Genomic DNA, 17,042 nt, shown 5'->3' on the forward strand with positions numbered 1-17,042 from the left:
CCCCATGACGACTGGCTTTTCCATCGACGCCGACATCCGCCCGCCGAACCAGGGGGGCCGCTGCGCCGTGGTGGCGGACGACGATCCCGGCCAGCGGGACGCGCTGGCCCGTCACCTGGCTGAGCGCGGCTTCACCGTGTCCACGGTGTCCGGCGGCTTCGAGGCGCTGGGCCTGATCGGGGCCGAGGGACCGGCCGTCGCACTGCTCCGGCGCCACCGGCTGGAGGACGAGGGGGACCGCGCCGCGGCGCTGGCCTGCATGCTCTACCCGCACACCCGGATCATCCTGACCGCCGGCGCGCCGGACGCCCAGTTGGACGCTGAGCCGGGCAACAGCCCGGTCACCGTGCTGGCCCGCCCTGTGGATCTGGCGCTGCTCGACCGCTGCCTGGACGGGCTATAAGACAATCTCCACCGGCATCCCCACGGCAAGCCCGGCATCGCGGTCAGCGCGGCCCCGGTTGACGGCGATCTCCGCCAGACCGCTGGAATTCGCGTACCACAGCGCCTCCCCCACCGGGACGTCGGCGAAGGTCCGGCCCCGGCGCACCGTGCGCCCGCCGGCCCGCAGCACCGCGTCCTCCGGCAGCCGGGCGGCGCGCAGACCGGTCATGGCGTTCCCGTAGACGTCCACATAGACGATTCGCGCCAGATCGTCCGGCCAGTCGGGCCGCGCGAGGCCGGACGGATCGACGGGCTCCAACGCAACCGGGTTCCCCATGGCGAGGCTGGCCGCCACCGGGGCGAACAGGTCCCGCCCGTGGAAGCTGGCCGACAGCCGCTCGGGCCGCCAGCCGATGCTCCAGGCGCGCACAGACCCGGCGCGGCGCCGCACCAGCTCGAACAGGCCGTTGTCCGGCCCGACGAAGCGGCGCCCGTCGGCCTCCACCACCAGCGGGCGGCGGTCGGTCCCGACGCCGGGGTCGACGACGCAGAGAAAGACGCTGTCCGCCGGGAATTCCGGAGCATAGGCGGCCAGCAGATAGGCCGACAGCTGCGGGTCGAAGGCGGGGGCGTCGGCGAACAGGTCGATGACCGGCAGGCCCGGCGCCATCCGCGCCAGCACCGCCTTCATCTGCCCGGTGTAGGGGCCGGACAGCCCGAAATCCGTAAAGAGCACGATCATCCCGCCACTGTAGCGCACTCCACCCCGTTCGGTAAGAACCGGATCATCACGAGCCGCCTTGCAAGGCCGGAGAGGCGGTTCATATATTCAGGGAACGCAAATGCACTTCGCCCCGTTTATTTGGTCCGCCTGCCCTAACCTTGCCGATCTTTGTCGGGACTAATGAATATGAACATATGTTCAAAAACCTTCGCGACGAAGAGCCTGACGAAGTTTATTGCCATCATGGGCTTGGCCGCCGCTCTGCTGCTGCCGGGAGCGGCGCAGGCCGAGGCTGAACGGCCCCGAGGCGAGCGTCCGAACATCGTCGCCACCACCGGCATGGTCGCCGACCTCGTGCGGGCGGTGGCCGGCGACCGGGCGGAGGTGGAGGCGCTGATGGGCGAAGGCGTCGATCCGCACCTGTTCAAGCCGACCCGCTCCGACACGGTGAAGCTGCTGCGGGCCGATGCGGTGTTCATCAGCGGCCTGCATCTGGAAGGCAAGATGACCGCCGCCTTCGACCGGCTGCGCGAGTCCGGCAAGCCGGTTGTGGCGCTGGGCGACGCCGTGCCCAAGGAGCGGCTGCTCAGCCCGCCCGAGTTCGAGGGCGCCCACGACCCGCACATCTGGATGGATGTGGGCATCTGGGCCGGCACCCTGCCGGCCATCCGCGACGGGCTGGCGCGGCTCGATCCCGCGGGCGCCGAGACGTACGCCCGCAATGCCGACGCGTACGGGGCGGAGCTGGCGCGGCTCGACGCGTACGCCCGGCGCGTCCTGTCCGCCATCCCCGACAAGGCCCGCGTGCTGGTGACCGCCCACGACGCCTTCAACTATCTGGGCCGCGCCTACGGGATCGAGGTCCGCGGCATCCAAGGGATCAGCACCGAATCGGAAGCCGGCCTGCGGATCATCGAGGAGCTGGCCGCGTTGCTGGCGGACCGCGGCGTGCCGGCGGTCTTCCCGGAAACCAGCGTGTCCGACCGCAACGTCCGCGCCCTGGTCGAAGGGGCGGGCGCGCGCGGCCACCGCGTGACGCTGGGCGGCGCCCTGTTCTCCGACGCCATGGGCGCGCCGGGCAGCTATGAGGGCACCTACATCGGCATGATCGACCACAATGTGACGACCATCGCCCGCGCGCTGGGCGGCGAGGCGCCGGCCGACGGTTTCCAGGGCAAGCTCGCCCTGGCGCAGCGCTGACGCGGCGGAGGAGGAACGGACCATGCAGTATCTCTGGCGCACCCCCGGCAGCCGCACCGCCCCCGAAGAGGCCTCGCCCATCGGGCCGCCGCCCCTGGAAATCCGTGGTTTGACCGTTGCCTACCACCGCCGTCCGGTGTTGTGGAACGTCGACTACGCCGCCCCGCCGGGCGGGCTGATCGCCGTCGTCGGACCGAACGGGGCGGGCAAGTCGACCCTGATCAAGGCGTGCCTCGGGTTGGTTCCGAGCGTGTCGGGAACGGTCGAGGTGTTCGGGCGCCCGATCGCCAGGCAGCGCCGCCTGATCGGCTATGTGCCGCAGCGGGAGAGCGTGGACTGGGACTTCCCCGTCTCGGCGCTCGACGTGGTGGCGATGGGCCGCTACGGGAAGATCGGCTGGTTCCGCCCGGTCACCCGTGCCCACAAGGAAGCGGCGCTGCACGCGCTGGAGCGGGTCGGCATGGCCGACTTCGCCAAGCGCCAGATCGGCCAGCTGTCCGGCGGCCAGCAGCAGCGCGTCTTCCTGGCCCGCGCGCTGGCCCAGGAGGCGCAGCTCTATTTCATGGACGAGCCCTTCGCCGGGGTGGACGCCGCGACGGAGCGCGCGGTGCTCCAGGTGCTGCGCGACCTCGACGCCGCCGGGCGGACGGTGATCTGCGTCCACCACGACCTCCAGACGGTCAGCGACTATTTCGACCACGCCCTGCTGCTCAACACCCGCGTCGTCGCCCAGGGGCCGGTCGCGCGGGTGATGACGCCCGACCTGCTGTCCCGCACCTACGGCGGGCGGCCCATGCCGGCCCCCGCCGCGGCGGCAGAGGAAGCGGAGGCCTCATGATCGACTCCATGTTCGATGAGGCGTTGCGCATCCTGACCTTCCGGTCCGGCTTCAACAGCGCCGTAGTGGTCGCCGGGACCGCCGCGCTGGGGCTGGCCGGCGGGACGGTCGGCACCTTCCTGCTGCTGCGCCGCCGCGCGCTGGTCAGCGACGCGCTGAGCCACGCCACGCTGCCCGGCATCGCCGTCGCCTTCCTCGTCGGGGCGGCGCTCGGCCTGCCCGAACGCTCGCTGCCGCTGCTGCTGGCCGGGGCGGTGGCCAGCGGGGTGGTCGGGCTGCTGACCGTCCAGGCGCTGACCCGCTTCACCCGGCTGACGGAGGATTCGGCGATCGGCGCGGTGCTGTCGGTCTTCTTCGGGCTGGGCGTCGTGCTGCTCAGCGTCATCCAGAACCTGGAGCTGGGCGGGCAGGCCGGGCTGAAGACCTTCATCCTGGGCCAGACCGCCGCCATGGCGCAGGGCGAGGCCATCGCCATCGGCCTGCTGGCCGCCGGGGCGGCGCTGGCCGTCGCCCTGCTGTTCAAGGAATTGCGGGTGCTGGCCTTCGACCCCGGCTTCGCCGCCGTGCAGGGCTGGCCGGTGGGGGCGCTCGACCTCGTGCTGATGGGGCTGGCGACGCTGGTGACGGTGATCGGGCTCCAGACGGTGGGGCTGATCCTGGTGGTCGCGCTTCTCATCATCCCGCCCGCCGCCGCCCGCTTCTGGACCGACCGGCTGCCCGCCCTGACCGTCGCCGCGGCGGTGATCGGCGCGCTGTCCGGCTGGCTCGGCGCCACCCTGTCGGCCCTGCTGCCCAAGCTGCCGGCGGGGGCGGTGATCGTCCTGGTCGCCGGGGGCTTCTTCCTGCTCAGCTTCCTGTTCGCCCCGGCGCGCGGTCTGGTCGCCGCCGCATTGCGCCAGGGGCGGCTGCGCCTGACCTTCGCGGAGCGGCGCGCCCTGACCGACCTTCTGGACGGCCGGCCGGTGGAGGGCTCCGTGGCGCTCTGGCTGCGCCTGCGCGGGTATATCCGGGACGGTGCCCTGACGCCCGCCGGGCAGACCGCCGCCCAAGCGGCGGCGCGCGACCGCCGGCTGTGGGAGCGGTTCCTGGCCGACTACCCCGCCCTGCTGCCCGCCCACGCCAACTGGGGGGTGGACCCCATCGACTCGGTCCTGCCCGGCGACATGGTCCGGCTGCTGGAAGAGCGGAGCGCCCCGTCATGATGCCCGACGTCCAGGAATTCCTTCAGATCGACGCCCCCGCCCTGCTCGCCGCGGTGCTGGCCTGCGCCGCCTGCGCGCTGGTCGGCAATTTCCTGGTGCTGCGGCGCCAGGGGATGATGGGCGACGCGGTCAGCCACGCCATCCTGCCCGGCATCGTCGGCGGCTTCCTGGTCGCCGGCACGCGGGAGACGCTGCCGATGATGCTCGGCGCGCTCGCCGCCGCGGCGCTGGCCGGCCTGCTGATCGAGGCGGTGCGGCGGCTGGGCCGGCTGGAGTCGGGCGCCGCCATGGGCGTCGTCTTCACCGTGATGTTCGCCGCCGGCGTGGTGATGATCGAGCAGGCGTCCGCCGGCGGCGTCGATCTGGACGCCGATTGCGTGCTCTACGGCCAGCTGGAGACCATCCTGTGGCTGGCCCCCAAGGGCTGGGCGTCGCTGGCCGACCCGGCGGTGTGGGCGGCCCTGCCGCGCGAGGTCCTGACGCTGGCCGCGGTCTTCGCGCTCTGCGTCGCCCTGGTCGGGCTGTTCTACAAGGAGCTGAAGATCACCACCTTCGACCCGGCGCTGGCCTCCACGCTGGGCATCCCGGCGGGACTGTTCCATTACGGGGTGGTGCTCCTGGTCGCCGCCACGGCCATCGCCGCCTTCGAGGCGGTGGGCTCCATCCTGGTCATCGCCATGCTGATCGCCCCGCCCGCCGCCGCCCGCCTGCTGACCGACCGGCTGGCCGCGCAGATCCTGCTCAGCGTCGCGCTGGGGGTGCTGGCGGCGCTGGCCGGCTATGGCGCCGCGGCCTTCGGGCCGATGCTGCTGGGGGCGTCCCACTCGCTGAACGCCGCGGGAATGATCGCGGTGGCGTCCGGCCTGATCCTGGCGCTGGCCGTCCTGTTCGGGCCGCGCCACGGCCTGCTGGGCCGGCGGCGCGCCGTCGGCCGGTTGCGCGATACTTCTGGATTCATTGCTCCCGAGGCGCAAAAGCCGTAACGTTTTCGCCTCGTCCCATGCGGAGCGCCGAATGTCGTTCCTCCACCGCCGGCTGCGCCGCTGGAGCTGGCTCACCCTGGTCGCGTTCCTCCTTCTGATGGCGAGCGCGCTGCACACGCTGCAGCATCTTCTGGAACATGGGACCGACGAGCTGATCTGGCCCTTTTTCGGGATCGGGCTGGCCGGTGCGGTGATGGCCCTGGCGGTGCTGCGCGAACGGGAGGCCACCCGGCGCGCCCAGGCGGAGGCCCGTGCCGCCGACAGCCGGGCGGCCGACGCCCACCGCCGCCTGTCCGAAGCCATCGAGGTCGTCAACGAAGGCTTCGCCCTGTTCGACGCCGACGACCGGCTGGTCCAGTGCAACGCCCGCTTTCGCGAGATCTACGCCCCGCTGGGGACGCTGGAGCCCGGCATCACCTTCGAGTCGCTGATCCGCCGCGGCGCGGAGGCCGGCCATTACCCCGACTGCGGGCACGACGACATCGAGCGCTGGGTCGGGCGGCAGATGGAGCGGCACCGCAACCCGCAGGGGCCGGAGGTGACGCGGATCGGCGGCGGGCGCTGGTTCAAGATCGAGGAGCGGCGGACCAGCGACGGCGGCTATGTCGGGCTGCGCACCGACATCAGCGAGCTGAAACGGCGCGAGCAGGAACTGGCCCACAAGTCCGACCTGCTGGAGGCCACCTTCAGCGCCATGTCGCAGGGCCTCGTGGTGTGGAGCGCGGACTATCATTTCCTGACCTGCAACCGGCGCCTGCTCGAGATGCTCGACCTGCCGGACGACGCGCTCCATCCCGGCCTGGACATGCCCGGCTTCCTGCGCTTCATGGCCGAGCGCGGCGAGTTCGGCCCCGGCGATCCGGCGGACATCGTCGCCCGCCACCTGACCAACCTGCGTCCCGAGGGCGTCAGCCGCATCGAGCGCACACGTCCCGACGGCCGGGTGCTGGAGATCACCGCCGGCTTCCTGCCCGACCGTTCGGTCCTGATGACCTACACCGACATCACCGACCACCGCCGGGCGGAGCGGGCCCTGCGCGAGAGCGAGGACCGCTTCCGCAAGCTGTCGGACGCCGCCATGGACGGCATCCTGGTGCACGAGCAGGGGGTGATCGCCGACGCCAACCGGGCCGCCGCCACCATCCTGGGCTATGCGCCGGACGAGTTGATGGGGCAGTCGATCACCGCGCTGATGGCGCCGGAGGATCGCGAACTCACCTGGCAGCGCATCCGCGCCTGCGACGAGACGTCCTTCGAGACCGTCTGCCTGCGCCGCAACGGCGAACGGCTGACGGTGCAGGGCGAGACCCGCTATGTCCCCTACCGCGGGCGGACCATGGCGATGGTGTCCTTTCGCGACATCACCGCCCACCGCCGCACCGAGGCGCAGCTCCGCCTCGCCAAGGAGCAGGCCGAGCTGGCGAGCCGCGCCAAGTCGGAGTTCCTGCGCACCATCAGCCACGAGATCCGCACCCCGATGAACGGCGTCCTGGGCATGCTGGGGCTGCTTCTCGACGGCCCGCTGGGCGAGGAGCAGCGCGCCTACGCCCGCACCGCCCGCGAGTCGGCGGAGGCGCTTCTGTCCATGCTCAACGACATCCTGGACATCTCGAAGATGGAGGCCGGAAAGCTGACCCTGGAATCGGGCCGCTTTTCCCCCGCCGAGGTGGTGGAGAGCGTGGTCGAGCTGCAGGCCGCCCGCGCCTTCGCCAAGGGGATCGAGCTGGCCGTCTGCATCCCCGGCGGCCTGCCGGCGGCGCTGCGCGGCGACTCGGGCCGGGTGCGGCAGGTCCTGCTGAACCTCGTCGGCAACGCCGTGAAGTTCACCGACCGCGGCGGCGTCGCCGTCACCCTGTCGGAATGCCCAGGGAGCGGCCACGCGCCGCCGCGCCTGCGCTTCGAGGTGGCCGACACCGGCATCGGCATTCCGCAGGAGGCGCAGGCCGACCTCTTCACCGAATTCTCCCAGGTGCATCCCCGTCTGTCACGGCGCCACGACGGCGCCGGGCTGGGTCTGGCGATCTCCAAGCGGCTGGTGGAGATGATGGGGGGAAGCATCGGTTTCGACAGCGCCACCGACGAGGGCAGCCGCTTCTGGTTCACCCTGCCGCTGGAGCCCGGAACGCTGCGGATGAACGGCGCGGAGCCGCCGCTGGCCGGGGAAACCGTCCTGCTTTTGGAATCCAACCCCGTCGCCCGGCGGGCGCTGGCCGAACAGCTCCACTCCTGGGGGGCCACGGTCAGTGCGCCGGACGTGGTGGCGATGGTGGCCGGGCTGGACTCCGGCACCCTGCCCGCCGCCGGCATCGCGGTGATCGGCAGCGTGGAAACCCCGGTCGCCGGCTCGCTGCCCGACCGGCTGCGCGCGCGGGGTGTGGGGCGGATCGTCCGTCTCACCCTGCCGCACCGGACCGCGGGTGGGGATGGCAACGACGCCGACGCCACGGTGACGAAACCGGCCCGGCCCTCCCGCCTGCTCGCCGCCGTGACCGGGCGGAGCATGGCGGAGGCGGCGCCGCCTGCGCAAAGCCCGGCCTCCCCGTCCACCGCCGGAACGGACCAGCGGATTCTGTTGGTCGAGGACAGCCCGACCAACCAGATCGTCGCCGCTCTGCTGCTGCGCGGCGCCGGTTATCGGGTGGATATCGCCAACAACGGACGGGAAGCGCTGGAGGCGATGGAGGCCGCGGCGTCCGGCCCGTCGCCATACGGGCTGGTCCTGATGGACCTCGCCATGCCCGAGATGGACGGGCTGACCGCCACCCGCCGGCTGCGCGCCCTGCCGCCGCCCGCCGGCACCGTTCCGATCATCGCCATGACCGCCGACGCCATGGACAGCGACCGCGAGCGCTGTCTGGCCGCCGGAATGAACGGGCACGTCGCCAAGCCCATCGACCGCCCGCATCTGCTGGAAACCGTCGCCCGCTGGCTGGATGCCGCCCCGCTGGAGTCTTCCGCGCCCGCCGTTCCATCGGACGCCTCCGCCGCGGCCGGCGGTCTGGAAACGGGTGTTTTGGATATGGAGGTGCTGCAGCAACTCGCCCAGGATCTCGACGCGGAGCTTCTGGCCGACGTCATCCGCCAGTTCGTGGAGGAGACATTGGAGCGGGCTGAGAGGATCGCCCGCGGCGGGGCGGAAGCAGCGGAGGGACGCCCGGCCGATCTCGCCGGGCTGGCGAAGGAGGCCCATACGCTGAAGAGCACCGCGGGGACCTTCGGCGCCCGCGACCTGTCGGCGGCCGCCCGGGCGCTGGAGCTGGCCTGCCGGAGCAACGCGGTGGGAGAGGTGACGTCGCTGTGCCGCGACATCCCCCGCCTCACCCGGGAAGCCGTGGAGGCCTACCGGCTCCGCGGCTACGTCACGTTGTGACGTCGCTTCACTCCATGACGCTGATGTTGACCGCGGCGTCCTTGCCGTTGTTGCCGCGCGCAACCTCGAACTGGACGCGCTGGCCCTCGGCCAGGGCGTGAAGGCCCGACTTCTGCACGGCCGTGATGTGCACGAACACGTCCTTGGCGCCGGCCTCCGGCGCAATGAAGCCATAGCCCTTGGTGGTGTTGAACCATTTGACGGTGCCGGTGGTCATAAGGCGAACTCCTGCTCCTCGGTCGGGCCCGCCGCCGGTCCGCGCCGCGGGGCGCAAGGGGCCGGCGAAGGACGATGGGCTGTGCGCGGGCCGTGCGGCGGTCATGTGCGGGGGTCCGGTGTGGCGCCACGCGGAAGCGCAAGCAAAGCAACGCGAGGGGAGGCTAGCCGGATGGCACCGGTACCGGCAAGGCGGCTTCACGGCATATGCCCAATGTGGCCAACTCCATCATTTGGAAATAAGCCGATGGCGGCAGGTCCCGGCACGGCAAGACTTTCGATGGTCTTGCGTGAATTGAACGCACACGAAGCCTATGCTTCGGCAGGACCAGCGGTTCAGGGCCGGAGCGGAGGGATGGGACTCAGAGCTTTCCCTCGGCCTGCCAGGCGAGGCGCTTGCGGTAGATCGTCGAGGCGCTGATCTCCAGCAGGGCCGCGGCGCGGGGGATGTTGCCGTCGCAGGCGGCGATGGCCTCCTCGATGGCGTCGCGCTCCACCTCCCACAGCGGCTTCACCGTCTTGGGAGACGGCGCGTGGATCGCGGAACCCTGGGCATGCCCGCCGCCCTGCCCGTTTCCGCCGTTGGCTGCGGGCGGAGCCGTGGCGGCCCCCGCCGGGGTGCCGAGCGGGGCCGGCAGCATGGCCGGCGTCACCGTGTCACCGTCGTGCAGAACCACGATGTTGCGCACCACGTTCTGCACCTGCCGCACGTTGCCCGGCCAGTGGTAGGTGCGCAGCGCCTGCTCCGCCGCCGGGGAGAAGCGGACGAAACCCTTGCCCTCTTCCCGGGTGTAATCGGCCAGGAACTGGCGGCAGATCTCCAGCACGTCGTCCTCGCGCTCGCGCAGCGGCGGCAGGTGGATGGGGATGACGTGCAGGCGGTAATAGAGATCCTCGCGGAACCGCCCCTCCTCGACCTCGCGCAGGGGGTCGCGGTTGGTCGCGCAGATGATGCGCAGATCGACCTTCTCCAGCCGGCTGCCGCCGACCGGCGTGAAGGTGCCGGTCTGGATGAAGCGCAGCAGCTTGGTCTGGAGGTCGGGCGCCAGTTCGCAGATCTCGTCGAGGAACAGCGTGCCGCCGTTGGCCCGCGCCGCCGCCCCTTCGCGGTCGGCCACCGCCCCGGTGAAGGAGCCCTTCATATGGCCGAAGATCTCGCTCTCCATCAGGTCCTTGGGGATGGCCCCGCAGTTGATGGCGATGAAGGGCCGGTCGGCCCGCGGGCTCTGCCGGTGGATGGCCTCGGCGCAGACTTCCTTGCCGGTGCCCGACTCGCCGGTGATGAAGACCGTCGCGCGGGAGGAGGCGGCGCTGTCGATGATCCGGTAGACCGCCTGCATCGCCAGCGAGGAGCCGAGGAAGCCATGGTAGCGGCTGCGCCCCAGGTCCTTCTCGAAGCTGTCGACCAGCTGGGCGAGGCGCAGCCGCTCCATGGCGTTGCGCACGGTGACGGTCAGCCGCTCCGCCGAGAAGGGTTTCACCAGGAAATCATAGGCGCCGTAGCGCATCGCCTCCACCGCCACCCCGACCGACCCATGGGCGGTGATGATGATGACCGCGCAGGGCAGCGCCTGGGCGCTGATCCGCTTCAGCACCTCCATCCCGTGCATGTCGGGAAGCTGGAGGTCGAGCAGCACGATCCGCGGCACGCCGTCGGCCAGCTGCTCCAGCGCCGCGGCCCCCGTTTCCACCGTGGTGACGGCGCTGCAATCCTTCTTCAGGAACTCCGCATAGACGCGGGCCAGAGACGGCGTGTCTTCGACGAGGAGGATCGGTGTGGAGCGCGGGGGCATGGACCGTATGGAGTCGCAAGAAAATCATGGCAAGGGCAGTCGGATTGGACTGGTTATCAGCAAATCCTTAAAAATGCACTCTACGCGATGACGGGCCGGCGACGAAAGACCTGGGATGCAGCCGCGCAACGAAATATCCCATCCATGGTTTCACATTCCGGTCATGGATGTGCATTTCACACCGGATTCGCTGTGAGGATGAGCGAAGGACGCTTGTACCGAGCGTCGTGATGGAATATCTGAATTCTACAAAATCCATAGCAAGGAGCGGCGGACCCCCGTGGCCGAAACATCCGTGCTGTCCGGCAAGCGCATCCTGCTCGTCATCGCGGGCGGCATCGCGGCCTACAAGAGCCTGGAGCTGATCCGCCGCCTGAAGGAGCGGGGCGTGCGCGTGCGCGCGGTCCTGACCCGGGCCGGGGCGCAGTTCGTCACGCCCCTGTCGGTTCAGGCGCTGACCGAGGACACCGTCTACCAGGACCTGTGGTCGCTGACCGACGAATCGGAAATGGGGCACATCCAGCTCTCGCGCGACGCCGACCTGCTGGTCGTCGCCCCGGCCACCGCCAACCTGCTGGCCCGCATGGCCGCCGGCATGGCCGACGATCTGGCCGCCACCGTGCTGCTGGCCACCGACAAGCCGGTGCTCGTCGCCCCGGCCATGAACGTCCGCATGTGGGAGCATCCGGCGACCCGCGACAATCTGGCGCTCCTGGAAAAGCGCGGCGTGCGCCGGGTCGGCCCGAACAAGGGCGAGATGGCCTGCGGCGAGTACGGGTTCGGGCGCATGGCCGAGCCGATGGAGATCGTCCAGGCCATCGCCGCCCATTTCGAGGCGTTGGACGCCCCCAGGCCGCTCGCCGGCAAGCGCGCCCTGGTCACCAGCGGCCCGACGGTCGAGCCCATCGACCCGGTGCGCTACATCGCCAACCGCTCCTCCGGCAAGCAGGGCCACGCCATCGCCGAGGCGCTGCGGCGGCTGGGTGCCGACGTGACGCTGGTCACCGGCCCGACCCGCCTGCCCGACCCGCCCGGCTGCACCGTGCGCCCCATCGAGACGGCGCGGGAGATGCTGGCGGCCTGCGAGGCGGCCCTGCCCGCGGACATCGCGGTCTGCGCCGCCGCCGTCGCCGACTGGCGCGTGACCGGCGAATCGGACCGCAAGCTGAAGAAGGACGGCGGCGGCCCGCCGAGCCTGACCCTGACCGAGAATCCCGACATCCTGGCGACCCTGTCCCATGCCGGGCCGCGCCGCCCGGCACTGGTCGTCGGCTTCGCCGCGGAGACCGGCAACGTGGTGGACTACGCGACCGCCAAGCGCGCGCGCAAGGGCTGCGACTGGATCGTCGCCAACGACGTGTCGCCGGGCACCACGACCTTCGGCGGTTCCGACAACACCGTCCACCTGATCCGCCCCGACGGCGCCGAGCACTGGCCCACCATGGGCAAGGACGCCGTGGCCGCCCGCCTGGCCGAGGCCATCGCCCGGCATTTCAATCCGCCTGCCCCCCCTGCCCCCCAGGAGACCATTCCGTGAGCGCAACGGCATCCGCCATTCCCGTTCCCATTGTCCGGCTCGCCCACGCCGCGGGGCTGGACCTGCCGGCCTACGCGACCGAACACGCGGCGGGCATGGACCTGCTGGCCGCGCTGGCGGAGCCGGTCGTCCTGGAGCCGGGCCGCCGCGCGCTGATCCCCACCGGCGTCGCCTTCGCCCTGCCCGACGGGTACGAGGCGCAGGTGCGCCCGCGCTCCGGCTTGGCGCTGAAGCACGGGGTCACGGTGCTGAACAGCCCGGGCACCATCGACGCCGACTACCGCGGCGAGGTCGGGGTGATCCTGATCAACCACGGCGACCAGCCCTTCACGGTGGAGCGCGGGCAGCGCATCGCCCAGCTGGTGATCGCCCGCTACGAGCGCGCCGCCTGGGCCGAGTCGGCGGCTCTGCCCGACAGCGCCCGCGGCACCGGGGGCTTCGGCTCCACCGGCCAGTTCGCCCCGCCCGCCCCCGCGCAGGAGAAGCACTGATGCTCCGCATCTCCAAGAAGCTGATGTTCGCGATCGAGGCGGTGCTGGACATCGCCTACAACGCCGGCACCGAACCCGTGCAGTCCGGCGAGATCACCCGTCGCCAGGGCATTCCCAAACGCTATCTGGAGCAAGTCCTCCAGCAACTCGTCCGCGACGGCGTCCTGGCCGGCGTGCGCGGGCCGCGCGGCGGCTACCGGCTGGCCCGCGAGCGGCGGCGGATCACGCTGGGCGAGATCGTGAAGGTCGTCCGCTCCATGGAGACCGCGACCGACCCCATCGAGGAGCCGGCGGGCTCCATCCTGGGGCACAAGGTGGTGCGCCCGCTGTGGAACGAGCTTCAGGAGGAATGCATGAAGAAGCTCGACGACATCACCATCGAGGATCTCTGCCTGCGCGCCCGCACCGCCGGCGTGGAAAGCGAGACCGAAGACCGCATCGATTTTACGATTTGATCCCACCCGGAAAACGGTTAAATTCTACACATGATGTAGAAAGTGGGAAAATACCACACACCGGAGGAGTGAAAAATGCCGGGTTCCGAGTTTCGCGGTAAGATCTACGACAGCATTCTCGACACCGTCGGCGCCACGCCGCTGGTGCGCGTCAACCGGTTGGCCGAGGACGCCGGGGCCAAGGCCCAGATCGTCGGCAAGCTGGAGTTCTTCAACCCGCTGGCCAGCGTGAAGGACCGCATCGGCTTCGCCATGATCGACGCCGCGGAGCGCGCCGGCACCATCGAGCCCGGCCGCACCACCCTGGTCGAGCCCACGTCGGGCAACACCGGCATCGCGCTGGCCTTCGTCGCCGCCGCCAAGGGCTACCGGCTGATCCTGACCATGCCGGAAAGCATGTCGGTCGAGCGCCGCAAGATGCTGAAGCTGCTGGGCGCCGAGCTGGTGCTGACGCCGGCGGCGGAGGGCATGAAGGGCGCCATCCGCCGGGCCGACGAGATCGTCGCCACCGATCCGAACGCCTACATGCTCCAGCAGTTCAAGAACAGCGCCAACCCGGAGATCCACCGCAACACCACGGCGGAGGAGATCTGGAAGGACACCGACGGCAAGGCCGACTTCCTGATTTCCGGCGTCGGCACCGGCGGCACGCTGACCGGCGTGTCGGAGGTCCTGAAGGCCCGCAAGCCGGGCTTCCGCACCATCGCGGTGGAGCCGGAGGACAGCCCCGTCCTGTCCGGCGGCATGCCCGGCCCGCACAAGATCCAGGGCATCGGTGCCGGTTTCGTGCCGGACGTCCTGAAAAAGGACCTGATCGACGAGGTCGTCCGCATCTCCAACCAGCGCGCCTTCGAGACGGCCCGCAAGGTGGCAAGGCTGGAAGGCATCCCGGTCGGCATCTCCTCGGGCGCGGCGCTCGCCGCGGCGTTGGAGATCGGCTCCCGTCCGGAGAATGAGGGCAAGCTGATCGTCGTGATCCTGCCGTCCTTCGCCGAGCGCTACCTCTCCACCGCCCTGTTCGAAGGGCTGGAGTAACACTGGCGCTCCCCCTCCCGCGCCCGTTCATCGGCGCGGGAAGGGGGGCCGGCGCGCCCTGCGCAACCGGGCGGCGAATATTGCGCGATCGCGCATCCTGTTGTAGAGTGGGTTGCGTCCGGTCATTGTGCCCGGCCCGCGCGTCGGGCGGCACTTTGACAAAAAGATTGGATTTTAGTAATCTAACCTGTCGGCGCCGGAGCTTTCGGCCGGCGCGGCTCCGCCCTTTGAGGCGACGGCGCGGCTTTGCGGCGCAGCCACCCGACGATGCGGAGCGGACGGCACAGGACCAGCGGGGGAGGCCACCATGGGCGTCGCGATTCCGAATGCCTCGACGATGAACTGGTTCCAGTTCCGCGGCATCACCAACGAATTGGACTCCAACCTCGCGTCCACCGACTACCGCCAGTTCACGGTGTCGAAGGCCGGCGAATTCAATTTCCGAATCGCCGACATCAACACCAACATCAAGATCGTCGACCAGAACAACAAGGTCGTCGCCGAGGCCAAGGCGAAGAACGAGGCGGCGGAGGCCAGCGCGAAGCTCGGCCCCGGCACCTACACGGCGGTCATCTCCCAGGCCGTCCGCGGGGTGAATGAACGCGAATACACGCTGGACATCACCGAACGCCAGAACATCATGATGGTGGGGACCGGCGCCCAGATGAAGGGCACCGCCCGCGCCGTCCTTGGCAAAGATCCAGGCGTCCAGAAGCACACGCTGACCGTCGCGCAGGGCGGCGAGTTCGTCGGCAACATGTCCCTTCCCTTGACGCGCTGGGCCCTCATGAGCAAGGAGGGCAAGGTCGTGGCCTCCGGCGACACGATGGACCCGGCCAAGTCGGGTGAGGACATGCTGAAGAAGCCCAGCTTCAAGATCGACCCCGGCCAGTACGAGCTGGTGATCGTCCCGCCAAAGAACGTGGTCGGCGAAATCCCTTATCAGCTGAACTTCGTCCAGAAGGTCGCCAAGACGCCCGAATCGGCCGAGGAACGCCCGTTCGACAAGATCATGCGGGAGCGCGAGGCCCGGCTGAAGCAGTGGGCGGCGGAGGATGCGAACAAGTCGTCCAGCACGTCAAAGACCACCCCCTACAAGATGAGCCTGCTCGCCTGACGCCGCCCGCCGCAGGAGCCCGACCGAGGGGCTTGCGCGGCATGGGGCGTTCCGCGCTATTCTGCGGATCATGGATTTCACCGACACCCAGCTTCACCGCTATTCCCGCCACATCATCCTGCCGGAGGTCGGCGGCGTCGGGCAGGAGGCGCTGTTGCGCGCCCGCGTCCTGGTCGTCGGGGCCGGCGGGCTGGGCGCGCCGCTGCTGCTCTACCTCGCCGCGGCGGGGGTGGGCACCATCGGCGTCATCGACGACGACACGGTGGACCTGTCCAACCTGCAACGGCAGGTGATCCACGACGAATCGTCGCTCGGCGTTCCGAAGGTGGAGAGCGCCGCCGCCCGCATCCGCGCGCTGAATCCCGACGTGGCGGTGGAGGTGCACAAGGCGCGGCTCACCCGCGACAACGCGCTCGACCTGATCGGGCGCTACGACATCGTGGCCGACGGGTCGGACAATTTCGCCACGCGCTTCCTGCTCAACGACGCCTGCTACTTCGCGGGTAAGACGCTGGTGTCGGCGGCGATCCTGCGCTTCGACGGGCAGGTCTCGACCTTCAAGGCCCATCTCGGCGCCCCGCACCCCTGCTACCGCTGCCTGTTCCCGGAGCCGCCGCCGCGCGGTCTGGTGCCGTCCTGCTCCGAAGGCGGCGTGCTAGGGGCGCTGGCCGGCTTCGTCGGCTCGCTCCAGACGACGGAAGTTCTGAAGGAGATCATGGGCATCGGCGAGGGGCTGTCGGGCAGCCTGATGATGCTCGACACGCTGCATGCCTCCTTCCAGCGCATCACGGTGCGCCGCGACCCCGACTGCCCGCTGTGCGGCGCCCACCCGACCATCCACGACCTGTCCGCCCACTGAGCGGCGGCTGAGAGGCTACCACCCATGGAAGGTCCCGAGAGCCTGTCCATCGTCCTGTTCGCGGGCGGCTTCGACCGGGTTCACTACGCCCTGGTGATGGCCAGCGCGGCGGCGGCGACCAACCGCAAGGTCACGTTGTTCTTCACCGGCCGCGCGCTGAACACGCTGCTTGCCGGGGACGCCGACGGCGCGCCGGGCTGGCACCGGCTGGACCCGGCCGACGACGGCAGCCGCCCGGCCGAGCGCGACGCCGCCTTCACCGCCAACGGGCTGGCCGGCTTCGAGGAGTTGCTGGAAGCCTGCGTGATGCTGAAGGTCACGGTCATGGCCTGCGAGATGGGGCTGCGCGCGCTCGGCCTGCCCGCCGGGGTGCCGCTGCGCCCCGACGTGCCGGTGAAGACCGGCGGGGTCGTCACCTTCCTCAACGACGCGCCGAAGACCGGCGCGATCCTCTTCGTGTGAGCGCGATGACCGACGACCACAGCCTGGTGATCGAACAGGCGAACCGCTTCGAGGCGATCGCCGCAGAGGGCTTCGAAGGCCGGCCCTACCGGGACGCGCTGGTCCATCTGGCGCAGCATGTGACGGCGCATCCCGACCTCGCCCCGCGGGTGGCGCACGCCCTGCGCATGATGATCGGCTTCATCGAGGACAGCGACCCGGCGAAGCGCTTCGGCCCGAAGGTGGCGATACTGCGGGAGGCGGTGGAGCTGCTGGAGGGGTAGACAGCTCCGGCACGGTGCCCTCACCCTCCCCACTTCGTGGGTCCCCTCCCTCCCCCGCTTCGCAGGGGAGGGTTAGGGAGGGGGCAAGGACTGCGCCCATGTATGCAGGAAAA

General features: G+C 70.4%; 17 protein-coding genes. 14 read left to right on the forward strand and 3 right to left on the reverse strand.

Features of this window, described 5'->3' with window-relative positions; translation table 11 throughout:
* Positions 1–4: 4 nt before the first annotated feature.
* Positions 5–403, forward strand: coding sequence for a response regulator (locus tag FHW79_RS02285; RefSeq protein WP_183177463.1), 399 nt, complete (start codon positions 5–7; stop codon positions 401–403).
* Here the strand turns inward: FHW79_RS02285 and FHW79_RS02290 are convergent.
* On the reverse strand, positions 398–1,126 hold the full coding sequence (locus tag FHW79_RS02290) for an SAM-dependent chlorinase/fluorinase (RefSeq protein WP_183177464.1): 729 nt from the start codon (positions 1,124–1,126) through the stop codon (positions 398–400). The two genes, FHW79_RS02285 and FHW79_RS02290, sit on opposite strands and share 6 nt — an antisense overlap.
* Before the next feature lie 168 nt (positions 1,127–1,294).
* Here FHW79_RS02290 and FHW79_RS02295 point away from each other — a divergent pair, with 168 nt between their 5' ends.
* Genes FHW79_RS02295 through FHW79_RS02315 form a run of 5 tightly spaced genes read left to right on the forward strand, consistent with a single transcriptional unit; the run spans position 1,295 to position 8,701 of the window.
* Positions 1,295–2,308 (forward strand): zinc ABC transporter substrate-binding protein, encoded by a 1,014-nt coding sequence (locus tag FHW79_RS02295; protein ID WP_247884124.1) that lies wholly within the window; start codon positions 1,295–1,297, stop codon positions 2,306–2,308.
* Positions 2,309–2,330: 22 nt separating this feature from the next.
* Positions 2,331–3,146, forward strand: coding sequence for an ABC transporter ATP-binding protein (locus tag FHW79_RS02300; RefSeq protein ID WP_247884125.1), 816 nt, complete (start codon positions 2,331–2,333; stop codon positions 3,144–3,146).
* The gene (locus tag FHW79_RS02305) at positions 3,143–4,348 is read left to right on the forward strand and encodes a metal ABC transporter permease (RefSeq protein ID WP_183177465.1); all 1,206 of its coding nucleotides are present in this window, start codon (positions 3,143–3,145) and stop codon (positions 4,346–4,348) included. Before FHW79_RS02300 ends, FHW79_RS02305 begins: the two co-directional genes overlap by 4 nt.
* Positions 4,345–5,331 (forward strand): metal ABC transporter permease, encoded by a 987-nt coding sequence (locus FHW79_RS02310; protein ID WP_183177466.1) that lies wholly within the window; start codon positions 4,345–4,347, stop codon positions 5,329–5,331. Before FHW79_RS02305 ends, FHW79_RS02310 begins: the two co-directional genes overlap by 4 nt.
* 31 nt (positions 5,332–5,362) lie before the next feature.
* Complete coding sequence (locus FHW79_RS02315) at positions 5,363–8,701, forward strand: PAS-domain containing protein (protein ID WP_183177467.1); 3,339 nt, start codon at positions 5,363–5,365, stop codon at positions 8,699–8,701.
* Between the two features lie 7 nt (positions 8,702–8,708).
* Here FHW79_RS02315 and FHW79_RS02320 read toward each other — a convergent pair whose 3' ends face one another.
* Together FHW79_RS02320 and FHW79_RS02325 are read right to left on the reverse strand one after the other, a co-directional pair.
* The gene (locus tag FHW79_RS02320; RefSeq protein ID WP_183177468.1) at positions 8,709–8,918 is read right to left on the reverse strand and encodes a cold-shock protein; all 210 of its coding nucleotides are present in this window, start codon (positions 8,916–8,918) and stop codon (positions 8,709–8,711) included.
* A gap of 361 nt (positions 8,919–9,279) precedes the next feature.
* On the reverse strand, positions 9,280–10,710 hold the full coding sequence (locus tag FHW79_RS02325) for a sigma-54 dependent transcriptional regulator (RefSeq protein WP_183177469.1): 1,431 nt from the start codon (positions 10,708–10,710) through the stop codon (positions 9,280–9,282).
* A 280-nt stretch (positions 10,711–10,990) separates the two neighbouring features.
* On the opposite strand from FHW79_RS02325, the gene coaBC reads away from it, so the two are divergent.
* From coaBC to FHW79_RS02365, 8 genes are all read left to right on the forward strand, one after another.
* A complete protein-coding gene (coaBC, locus tag FHW79_RS02330; protein WP_183177470.1) occupies positions 10,991–12,247 on the forward strand; it encodes a bifunctional phosphopantothenoylcysteine decarboxylase/phosphopantothenate--cysteine ligase CoaBC in 1,257 nt (418 codons plus the stop codon).
* Positions 12,244–12,738 carry a dUTP diphosphatase gene (gene dut, locus FHW79_RS02335; RefSeq protein ID WP_183177471.1) on the forward strand — a complete coding sequence of 165 codons (495 nt, stop codon included), beginning with the start codon at positions 12,244–12,246 and terminating at the stop codon, positions 12,736–12,738. Before coaBC ends, dut begins: the two co-directional genes overlap by 4 nt.
* Positions 12,738–13,193 carry an Rrf2 family transcriptional regulator gene (locus FHW79_RS02340; protein ID WP_014238770.1) on the forward strand — a complete coding sequence of 152 codons (456 nt, stop codon included), beginning with the start codon at positions 12,738–12,740 and terminating at the stop codon, positions 13,191–13,193. Before dut ends, FHW79_RS02340 begins: the two co-directional genes overlap by 1 nt.
* A 75-nt stretch (positions 13,194–13,268) precedes the next feature.
* A complete protein-coding gene (gene cysK, locus FHW79_RS02345; RefSeq protein WP_183177472.1) occupies positions 13,269–14,228 on the forward strand; it encodes a cysteine synthase A in 960 nt (319 codons plus the stop codon).
* Positions 14,229–14,535: 307 nt separating this feature from the next.
* Positions 14,536–15,345, forward strand: a complete 810-nt coding sequence (locus FHW79_RS02350; protein ID WP_183177473.1) for a hypothetical protein — start codon at positions 14,536–14,538, stop codon at positions 15,343–15,345.
* Positions 15,346–15,415: 70 nt separating this feature from the next.
* Entirely contained in the window at positions 15,416–16,204 is a 789-nt protein-coding gene (gene moeB / locus FHW79_RS02355) for a molybdopterin-synthase adenylyltransferase MoeB (RefSeq protein WP_183177474.1), read from the forward strand.
* A 24-nt stretch (positions 16,205–16,228) separates the two neighbouring features.
* Positions 16,229–16,666: a DsrE family protein gene (locus tag FHW79_RS02360; RefSeq protein WP_183177475.1), complete on the forward strand. Its 438-nt coding sequence runs from the start codon at positions 16,229–16,231 to the stop codon at positions 16,664–16,666.
* A 5-nt stretch (positions 16,667–16,671) separates the two neighbouring features.
* Positions 16,672–16,929, forward strand: a complete 258-nt coding sequence (locus FHW79_RS02365; RefSeq protein WP_183177476.1) for a hypothetical protein — start codon at positions 16,672–16,674, stop codon at positions 16,927–16,929.
* Positions 16,930–17,042: the final 113 nt, after the last annotated feature.

It is taken from the genome of Azospirillum sp. OGB3, from assembly GCF_014192915.1.
Lineage (GTDB): Bacteria > Pseudomonadota > Alphaproteobacteria > Azospirillales > Azospirillaceae > Azospirillum.